Raw genomic sequence first — 9,349 nt, forward strand, 5'->3', positions numbered from 1 at the left:
TTCAGCTCCAGCCAGCTTTGCCGCGGCGTCCAGCGTACAGCAGGAGCAGCACCAGGAATGAGAACACCAGCATGGCACCGGCCAGCCAGTGGGCTTGCGAATACTCCATGGCTTCGACGTGATCGAAAATTTGTACCGAAACCACGCGAGTCTTGTCGGGGATGTTGCCACCGATCATCAGCACGACGCCAAACTCGCCCACCGTGTGGGCAAAGCCGAGGATGCTGGCAGTGACGAAGCCAGGGCGGGCCAGCGGCAGCACCACATGAACGAAAGTGTCCCATGGGCTGGCGCGCAGGGTGGCGGCGACTTCCAGGGGCCGTTGGCCGATCGCGCCAAAGGCATTCTGCAGGGGTTGCACCACGAACGGCATGGAATACACCGTCGAGCCAATCACCAGGCCTGTGAAGCTGAACACCACACTGCCCAGGCCTAGCGCCTGGGTGGCCTGACCAAGCCAGCCGTGCGGGCCAAGGGCGATCAACAGGTAAAAGCCGATCACCGTCGGTGGCAGTACCAGCGGAAGTGCCACCACCGCACCCACCGGTCCGCGCAGCCATGAGCGCGTGCGCGCGAGCCACCAGGCGACCGGGGTGCCGATGACCAGCAGGATCAGGGTGGTCAGGCTGGCCAGTTTTACGGTCAGCCAGATAGCGCCCAGGTCACTGGCATCGAGTTGCATCAGCGTTCATAACCATAGGATTTGATCACCGCTGCGGCTTTCGGGCCTTTGAGGTATTCGACCAGTGCCTTGGCGGCCGCATTGTCCTTGCCTTTGTTGAGGATGACGGCGTCCTGGCGGATCGGGTCGTGCAGATTGGACGGCACGATCCATGCCGAGCCATGGGTCACCTTGCCGTCCATGTAGATCTGCGACAGGGCGACAAAGCCGAGTTCGGCGTTGCCGGTGGAGACGAACTGGAAGGCCTGGGTGATGCTCTGGCCTTCGACGATCTTGCCTTTGGTGGCTTCGGTGAGCGTCAGCCTGTCCAGTACCTGGGTGGCGGCCAGGCCGTAAGGTGCCGCTTTCGGGTTGGCGATGGACAGGTGTTTGTATTCGTTCTGTTTCAGCACTTCACCCTTAACATCTACGTAGCCTTCCTTCGCAGACCACAGGGCCAGGGTGCCGATGGCGTAGGTAAAGCGCGAGCCGGGTACGGTTTCCTTTTCTGCTTCCAGCTTCTTGGGGGTGGTGTCGTCAGCGGCGAGGAACACCTCGAACGGTGCACCGTTCTTGATCTGCGCGTAGAACTGCCCGGTGGCGCCATAGGCCGCGACCAGTTTGTGGCCGGTGTCTTTTTCGAAGTCCTTGGCGATGGCCTGGATAGGGGCTGTGAAGTTGGCTGCGACCGCGACCTGGACTTCGTCGGCCCAGGCAGTGTTGAAGGCGAACAGGCTGGCCAGGGCAGTGACGGCCAACTGGGGCGAGCGGATACGCATGAAGACAGCTCCTTGAGGTTATCGTTATAGCCTTGACTATATAGCGATAAGCCATTGGCCGGGAAGAGGCCAGGCCTGCCTGTCAGAATGCCTGGTGACCGATCACTGCCAGTGCCTTACCGGCAATCTCCCGGGTCAGCTCACCCGCCGGCATGTGCCGGCCCAGCCGTAACGCCTGCCCCGACCACAGATTGCTGAAATCACTCTTACCCTGCGGATCGGTGATCGCCCGTAAAGGCATCAATGCCCCGCCCGCCAGCGGGAAGCGCGGTGCTAGCTCGCTCATCGGCCCCAGCTCGCGCATGAGGCGATTGTTGATGCCGCGCGCCGGTCGGCCGGTGAACAGGTTGGTCAGCGCGGTGTCGCTGGCAGGCGCGCTGTCCAGCGCCCGGCGATGCGCTGGCGACACCTTGGCCTCGGGGCAGAACAGGTAAGCCGTGCCGATCTGCACTGCCGAGGCACCCAGGGCCAGTGCCGCCAACAGCCCGCGGTGGTCGCCGATACCACCGGCGGCAATCACCGGCACGCCGACGGCATCGGCCACCTGCGGTACGAGCGCGAAGGTGCCTATCTGGCTGGTGATGTCATCGCTGAGGAACATGCCGCGATGGCCACCGGCTTCATAGCCCATGGCGATGATCGCATCGCAGCCATTGCGCTCCAGCCAGGCCGCTTCTTCCACGGTCGTGGCGCTCGACAGTACCTTGGCACCGCTGGCCTTTACCCGCTGCAGCAGTTCGGCCTGCGGCAGGCCGAAGTGGAAGCTCACCACCTCCGGGCGCAACGCTTCGACCAGCAGGCAGCTCTGCTCGTCGAAAGGCGCACGGTTGGACACCGGCGTGGGNCCCACTTCGCTGTAATAAGGCTCAAGTGCCTGCTTCCAGCGCGCATCGCGCTCGGCATCGGGCGCTGGCGGCTGGTGGCAGAAGAAGTTCAGGTTCAGCGGGCGCCCCGGGCAGCCGGCGCGGAATGCAGCGATCTCGGCGCGCACCTGTTCGCCGCTGAGCATGGCGCAGGGCAGGGCGCCCAAGCCACCTGCCAGGCCCACGGCGATGGCCATGGACGAGCCGGTCGCCCCCGCCATGGGTGCCTGCAGAATGGGCAGCTCGATGCCCAGCAGATCGAGGATACGGCGGTCGGGCCAATGGCTCATGCGATTCTCCTTGCGTGGGGCGAGCGATGCGGCGGGGGCTTGCGGCAAGTCTTAGAGGGCCTTGCTGACCTGGATGTCGCTGATTTTCTCGGCGTCCTCGCCATGGATCTTGCGCAGGGCCTCGAGGGCCTGCTCTTGCGAGGCATCGGGCATCAGCGCGAAATCCCAGCGACGCTGGCCGTCGAGCTTGTATTTGATGACGTACTTGATGGTCTGGGTCATGGTGGCCTTATCTGAGTTTCGACGACGAGCGGCGGATGATCTTGATCTTGTGGGTCAGCGTTGGCTTGCGGGTGACCGAGATCGGGCGAGTGGTGACAGTATCGATGGTGATGTTCCAGAAGCCGGTGCTGGGTACGGTGATCTTCGCCGGAAACTTCTCGAAATGGCCGCCGTGGTAAGTATGACGGCCGCCGTTCTTGAAGCTGCGGAAGTTGGCGTCGTTCATCAGGCGGATATTGCAGCGCTGGGAGCACTCGATGACGACGATATCGTCCTCGTTGAGGTGCTCGCGCTGGTGTACGAATTTCATGTGATGCTCCGCAAGGTTTGGATCTGCAAAAGCAAAAGATACCACGATGTGTCGCTACACTGCCGCGTTGATCGCCGGGCGTAGATAATTCTGCCAAAGCAGGGAGCAAAACCGCCTGGATGTGGTCGAAACGAATTCTTGAAGGCAGAGGTGCAGCAAATGAAGTGGATGGTGGCGGCGTTGTCGGTGACGCTCGGTGGCTGTGTGAGCGTCGCGGAGCTGGAGCAATCGCGTGAAACGATGGATGTGATCTCTGGCAAGAGCCCGCGCGCCTATGCCGATTGCGTAAAGGAGAAGCTTGCCGATACGCGTGACCCGCTGACCGAAGAGCAGCGTGGCGACGGCCTGCGGCTGATCGTACCGCAGAAAGTCACCTCAGGTGCTGGCCCGGCGGCGCTGGTGGATATCGACAAGCGGGGCAGCGGCAGCAGCATCAAACTGCACGAGCGGCTGAATAACTTCCCGCTGCGCCTTGGGGATGTCCGCACTGCGGCAACGCAGTGCATCTCCGGAAGTTGATCTGAAGCAACGGGTCCTCCTTTCTCTGCTTATATGTTTTAAGCCTAAACATATAACAAAAGAAAAGGAGATTCGTGATGACACCGTTGAGACGCGTGATGATCGGCAGCTTGCTGATCCTGATCTGGCCCACGGCACATGCCGCTGACGGTCAGAAGGTTTTCACCCAGGGTGGGGCCAACCCCGCCGCCATGGCCTGCCTGGGTTGCCACGGCCCGGACGGCAAGGGCATTGCGGCTGCCGGCTTTCCACGTTTGGCCGGGCTACCGGCCGGTTACCTTGCCAAGCAGTTGCAGGACTGGCGCAACGGCAGCCGCAAGCAGCCGGTGATGGAACCTTTGGCCAAGGCCCTGAGCGACGACGAAATCAAGGCCGTCAGTACTTACCTGGCCAGCCTGCCAGCAGCGCCCGCTGGCGACCTGCACCGCCAGCAGATTGCCGATGACCCGACTACCCGCATGGCCCTGTACGGCGACTGGAGCCGGCAGATTCCAGGTTGCGTGCAATGCCACGGGCCGGGTGGCGGCGGGGTGGGCGAACACTTCCCGCCCTTGGCCGGCCAGCCCGCCAGTTACCTGGTGGCACAGCTCAATGCCTGGCGCGACGGCAGCCGCAGCAATGACCCCAACCAGCTGATGGTCGGCGTGGCCAAGGCCATGACCAATGAGGAGATCAAGGCTGTTGCCGAGTTCTTTGCCCGCCCCGTCCGCCAGGAGGTCACGCCATGAAAACCCTGATTCCCGTCTTGTTGCTGCTGGCCGTGGGCAGCGCCCAGGCCACACCGATCGCCATGGAAGACCAGTCGCAGTTGAAGGTGCCCGGTGTGCAGGCTGCACCGCAGTTCGTGCCGCCCGCTGAGCGTGAGTTGCCCGATAATGCCTTTGGCAAGATGGTGCGTGAAGGCCATGCCTTGTTCGTCGACACCCGCCGATTGATGCCCGAGGCGGTGGGCAACGGCATGAACTGCAGTAACTGCCACCTCGATCAGGGGCGGTTGGCGCATTCGGCGCCGCTGTGGGGTGCCTACCCGATGTATCCGGCCTATCGCAAGAAAAATGACAAGGTCAACACCTTCGCCGAGCGTATCCAAGGGTGTTTTCAGTTCAGCATGAACGGCAAGCCGCCGGCCGCTGACAGCCCGCAGATGACGGCCCTGGCGGTGTATTCATACTGGCTGTCGACCAAGGCGCCGACCGGCGTGGAGATTGCCGGACGTGGTTATCCGGAGGTGGCACAACCCAAGGGTGGTTATGACTTCAAGCGCGGCCAGCAGGTTTACCGTGAACAATGCGCGATTTGCCATGGCGATAACGGTGAAGGGCAAAAGGTCGCCGGCGAGTACGTAATGCCGCCGCTTTGGGGCAAGGACTCCTACAACTGGGGGGCCGGCATGCACCGCATCAATACCGCTGCGTCGTTCATCAAGTACAACATGCCGCTTGGCAAGCCGGGCAGCCTCAGCGATCAGCAGGCCTGGGACGTGGCGGCGTGGATCAACCGCCACGAGCGGCCACAGGACCCGCGGTTGGTAGAGGGATCCATCGAGAAGACGCGGGTGAAGTTTCATGCCAATGATGGGGTTAACCTGTATGGTCAGCAGGTTGATGGGGTGCTGATCGGACAAGGGACGGGGAGCTGAGGTAAACCGGTGGCGGCCTCTTGGCGCGTGAGCCCGTCGAAGAGGCCGCCACCGTCACGCTGATTTCCCTGTCATCCAACGGTCATGTATGACAGCAATATTTACGATCCCCCGGAACTATCTACACTGGGATATCTCTATGATGGCAACGGTCGTTATCGGGGGCATTGTAAGGTGACTGCCGCCTGATTAGACTGCGCCGAATTCCACAGGCCTAGCCTTTTGTAAGGACGTATATGATCAAAAAATGCTTGTTCCCGGCAGCCGGCTACGGCACACGCTTCTTGCCTGCTACCAAAGCCATGCCCAAGGAAATGCTGCCGGTGGTCAACAAGCCACTGATCCAGTATGGCGTTGAAGAAGCATTGGATGCGGGTCTGAACGAGATCTCCATCGTTACCGGGCGCGGCAAGCGCGCCCTGGAAGACCACTTCGACATCAGCTACGAGCTGGAAAACCAGATCAAGGGCACCGACAAGGAAAAATACCTGGTCGGTATTCGTCGCCTGCTCAACGAGTGCTCGTTCTCGTACACGCGCCAGACCGAAATGAAGGGCCTCGGCCACGCCATTCTCACTGGCCGCCCACTGATCGGCGACGAGCCGTTCGCGGTGGTGCTGGCGGACGACCTGTGCGTCAACCCGGAAGGTGACGGCGTGCTGACTCAGATGGTCAAGCTATACAAACAGTACCGCTGCTCGATCGTCGCCATCCAGGAAGTCGACCCGCAGGAAACCAACAAGTATGGTGTGATCGCCGGTGAGATGATCCGCGACGACATCTTCCGTGTGACCAACATGGTCGAAAAACCGGCCCCGGAAGACGCGCCTTCGAACCTGGCGATCATCGGCCGTTACATCCTGACCCCGGATATCTTCGACATCATCGCCAATACCAAGCCAGGCAAAGGCGGTGAAATCCAGATCACTGATGCCCTGTTGCAGCAGGCGAAGGATGGCTGCGTGATTGCCTACAAGTTCAAGGGCAAGCGTTTCGACTGCGGTGGCGCCGAAGGCTACATCGACGCGACCAACTTCTGCTTCGAGAACTACTACAAGACTGGCAAGGCTTACTGATAAGCCCTGCTGGCCTCAAAGCCATCCTTCGGGGTGGCTTTTTTGTTTGCGGCGGCCAACGGCGGTATGCTGGACGCCTGCCTGGGAGAGTGAATACATGGCCTTCGATTTTGATCTGTTCGTGATTGGCGCCGGGTCCGGTGGTGTGCGCGCAGCGCGTTTTGCTGCCGGTTTTGGTGCAAGAGTGGCAGTGGCTGAAAGCCGCTACCTGGGGGGGACCTGCGTCAACGTCGGTTGTGTGCCGAAAAAACTGCTGGTATACGGCGCGCACGTTGCCGACGAGCTGGAGCAAGCCGCGGGTTTCGGCTGGACGTTGGAAGAGGGGCATTTCGACTGGGGCACCCTGATTGCCAACAAGAATCGGGAAATCGAGCGCCTTAACGGCATCTACCGTAACCTGCTGGTCAACAGCGGGGTGACCCTGTTGCAGGGCCACGCGCGGCTGACGGGTGCCAACGAAGTGGAAGTGGACGGTCAGCGCTACACCGCCGAGCATATCCTCATCGCTACCGGTGGCTGGCCGCAGGTACCGGACATTCCCGGCAAGGAACTGGCCATCACCTCCAACGAAGCCTTCTACCTCAAGGACTTGCCGCGTCGCGTGCTGGTGGTGGGTGGGGGTTATATCGCCGTCGAATTCGCCGGCATCTTCCAGGGCCTTGGGGCCGACACCACACTGCTGTACCGTGGCGACCTGTTCCTGCGCGGCTTCGACGGCTCGGTGCGCACCCACCTGAAGGAAGAGCTGGAAAAACGCGGCCTCGACCTGCAGTTCAACGCCGACATCCAGCGCATCGACAAGCTTGAAGATGGTCGCCTCAAAGCCACGCTCAAGGACGGCCGCGAGCTGGTCGCCGATTGTGTGTTCTATGCCACTGGCCGGCGCCCGATGCTGGACAATCTGGGCCTGGAGAACACCGGCGTCGAGCTGGATGCGCGCGGCTACATCCGGGTTGATGAGCAGTACCAGACCACCGCGCCCTCGATTCTCGCCATTGGCGATGTGATCGGCCGCGTGCAGTTGACCCCAGTGGCCTTGGCTGAAGGCATGGCCGTGGCGCGGCGCCTGTTCAAACCCGAGCAGTACCGCCCGGTGGATTATCAGAACATCCCCACCGCGGTGTTCAGCCAGCCACCCATCGGTACCGTAGGCTTGACCGAAGAGCAGGCGCTGGAGGCCGGGCACAAGGTGCAGGTATTCGAAAGCCGCTTCCGGGCCATGAAGCTGACCCTGACCGACATTCAGGAAAAGACCCTGATGAAGTTGGTGGTCGATGCCGAGACCGACAAGGTGCTGGGTTGCCACATGGTCGGTCCTGACGCTGGCGAAATCATTCAGGGCCTGGGCATTGCGCTTAAAGCCGGTGCCACCAAGCAGCAGTTCGACGAAACCATCGGCGTGCACCCGACGGCGGCCGAAGAGTTCGTGACCATGCGCACCGTCACTCGCTGATGACGCGGAGCCTGCTGTACAGCCTGTAGACGCAGCCTTGTGCTGCTACGAGGTCCTTGCTGACACCGGAATGTTTCTGTCATTCGGGCCTCGTTGCAGCACAAGGCTGCTTCAGGGGGGGGTACAAGGCCGGATCAATACACCCACACCTCGACCCGCCGGTTGCGCAGCCGGCCTTGCTCCTGTTCATTGCCGGCCACTGGCAATTCATCGCCCATCCCGGTCACCTGCAGCACCTCCACGCCACCGCGGGCCAGTTCGCGGCGCACCGCTTGCGCACGCAGGCGGGAGAGCAGGGCTGCGCGCCCGGGCGTTTCCTTGGGGTCGCCGAACCCCACCAGCACTGCCTTGCCCTGCAGCTTCCCGGCCTGGCGCAGGTAATCTGCCACCCGCTGCACATCGCGCAAGGCCTTGTTGTCCAGCCTCGCGCTTCCTTCCTGGAAGCGGAAGTTCACACTCAGCCGCTGCGCCTGCAGGGCCAGGATGCGATAGCGCGGTGGCATGTCGCTTTGGGGGGCGACAGACAGGGCCTTGATCTGCTGCGAAACGAAACCCTGCTGGGCGATGATCGCCTGGCCGGCCGGGCTCTGAGCGAAATCGGCCAGGGCCTTGGCCTGGGGCTTGGGGTTGGCTGGCAAGTAAAAATACAGGCGCCGCGAGAGCGGGTAGTCCTCACTGGCCACCCGTGCGCGCTCCGGCAGCATGGCCGGTGCGTCGCCCTCGGCCACCGCCAGCACCTTGGCCCCGTGTACGGCGGCCAGGCTGCTGAAACCGATGGCCTGGCGGTCGGTACCCACGTGTACCGCCAGTTCGTCGCTGGACTCGAAGCGCCTGGCCTTGACCGAAATTTCGGCGTGCTGAGGTTCCAGCACCAGTGCCTTGAAGGTCTCGAAAGTGCCGGAACGGTCGTCTCGGGCATACAGGTGAATGGCCCCGCCAGGTATGCCCAGTTGTTCCCAGCGCTGGATCTGTCCAGAGAAAATTTCCGCCAGTTGCCGGGTGTTCAGTTGGGGTATTGGGTTGTCGGGGTGGACGATGACCGCGACGCCGTCGAGGCCGATCACTTGTTCTGCGCCGGCTGCGCGCAGGTCGCCCAGCGCCTGCAACTGGCGCACTTCACTGTCGTTGATCGGCCGCGAGGCGGCGGCCAGGTCAGCCTCGCCACGGCCCAGCGCGACAAAGCCGGTGCTTGAGCCGTGGGCGGCAATGTCGATGCGCAAGGGCTGACCATGCACGTCGCGGGCGGTAATCACCCGCTCGTTGGCGACCTTGCCTGGCTGTTGTGCGATGGCGGTGGCCTGCTGCGCGCGCAATTGCCCCTGCACCAGCGCCGGCATCAAGGCCGCGCCGATGGTGTTGGAGCCTTGGACACGCAGGTGCAGGGGCTCAGGCAAGGTCGCTAGTGGAAGCAAGGTGAGCAGCAAGACAAGCAGGCGGAGCATGCCGGGTGGCCTATGGCACAGTGTTGGCCGGCAGATTACGACAGTGGCGTGATGATAATGTGACGGGAGCGTACACCTTCAAGCGTGCAGCGCCT

11 protein-coding genes are annotated in these 9,349 nt (G+C 62.3%); 5 read left to right on the forward strand and 6 right to left on the reverse strand.

All coding sequences use genetic code 11. The features are described from left to right. Window position 1: 1 nt before the first annotated feature. From modB to ACTJJN_RS04095, 5 genes are all read right to left on the reverse strand, one after another. The gene (gene modB / locus ACTJJN_RS04075; protein WP_012051907.1) at window positions 2-682 is read right to left on the reverse strand and encodes a molybdate ABC transporter permease subunit; all 681 of its coding nucleotides are present in this window, start codon (window positions 680-682) and stop codon (window positions 2-4) included. Further along, the gene (gene modA / locus ACTJJN_RS04080; protein WP_440780984.1) at window positions 682-1,440 is read right to left on the reverse strand and encodes a molybdate ABC transporter substrate-binding protein; all 759 of its coding nucleotides are present in this window, start codon (window positions 1,438-1,440) and stop codon (window positions 682-684) included. Before modA ends, modB begins: the two co-directional genes overlap by 1 nt. 82 nt (window positions 1,441-1,522) lie before the next feature. After that, a complete protein-coding gene (locus tag ACTJJN_RS04085) occupies window positions 1,523-2,593 on the reverse strand; it encodes an NAD(P)H-dependent flavin oxidoreductase (protein ID WP_440780986.1) in 1,071 nt (356 codons plus the stop codon). Between the two features lie 51 nt (window positions 2,594-2,644). Then, a complete protein-coding gene (locus tag ACTJJN_RS04090; RefSeq protein WP_012051910.1) occupies window positions 2,645-2,815 on the reverse strand; it encodes a hypothetical protein in 171 nt (56 codons plus the stop codon). Window positions 2,816-2,822: 7 nt separating this feature from the next. Next, window positions 2,823-3,125 carry a DUF1883 domain-containing protein gene (locus ACTJJN_RS04095; protein ID WP_003250918.1) on the reverse strand — a complete coding sequence of 101 codons (303 nt, stop codon included), beginning with the start codon at window positions 3,123-3,125 and terminating at the stop codon, window positions 2,823-2,825. Between the two features lie 159 nt (window positions 3,126-3,284). On the opposite strand from ACTJJN_RS04095, the gene ACTJJN_RS04100 reads away from it, so the two are divergent. From ACTJJN_RS04100 to gorA, 5 genes are all read left to right on the forward strand, one after another. Then, window positions 3,285-3,644, forward strand: a complete 360-nt coding sequence (locus tag ACTJJN_RS04100; protein ID WP_012051911.1) for a hypothetical protein — start codon at window positions 3,285-3,287, stop codon at window positions 3,642-3,644. A gap of 77 nt (window positions 3,645-3,721) precedes the next feature. Beyond that, window positions 3,722-4,372, forward strand: coding sequence for a c-type cytochrome (locus ACTJJN_RS04105; protein ID WP_440780988.1), 651 nt, complete (start codon window positions 3,722-3,724; stop codon window positions 4,370-4,372). Further along, on the forward strand, window positions 4,369-5,283 hold the full coding sequence (locus ACTJJN_RS04110) for a c-type cytochrome (RefSeq protein ID WP_012051913.1): 915 nt from the start codon (window positions 4,369-4,371) through the stop codon (window positions 5,281-5,283). Before ACTJJN_RS04105 ends, ACTJJN_RS04110 begins: the two co-directional genes overlap by 4 nt. 236 nt (window positions 5,284-5,519) lie before the next feature. After that, a complete protein-coding gene (galU, locus tag ACTJJN_RS04115) occupies window positions 5,520-6,359 on the forward strand; it encodes a UTP--glucose-1-phosphate uridylyltransferase GalU (RefSeq protein ID WP_010954649.1) in 840 nt (279 codons plus the stop codon). A gap of 97 nt (window positions 6,360-6,456) precedes the next feature. Continuing rightward, complete coding sequence (gene gorA, locus ACTJJN_RS04120) at window positions 6,457-7,812, forward strand: glutathione-disulfide reductase (RefSeq protein ID WP_014756181.1); 1,356 nt, start codon at window positions 6,457-6,459, stop codon at window positions 7,810-7,812. A gap of 134 nt (window positions 7,813-7,946) precedes the next feature. Here the strand turns inward: gorA and ACTJJN_RS04125 are convergent, their stop codons facing one another. Continuing rightward, window positions 7,947-9,254 carry a substrate-binding domain-containing protein gene (locus ACTJJN_RS04125; protein ID WP_014756182.1) on the reverse strand — a complete coding sequence of 436 codons (1,308 nt, stop codon included), beginning with the start codon at window positions 9,252-9,254 and terminating at the stop codon, window positions 7,947-7,949. Window positions 9,255-9,349 lie beyond the last annotated feature (95 nt).

This window comes from Pseudomonas sp. 22515, from assembly GCF_052044625.1.
Classification (GTDB): domain Bacteria; phylum Pseudomonadota; class Gammaproteobacteria; order Pseudomonadales; family Pseudomonadaceae; genus Aquipseudomonas; species Aquipseudomonas alloputida.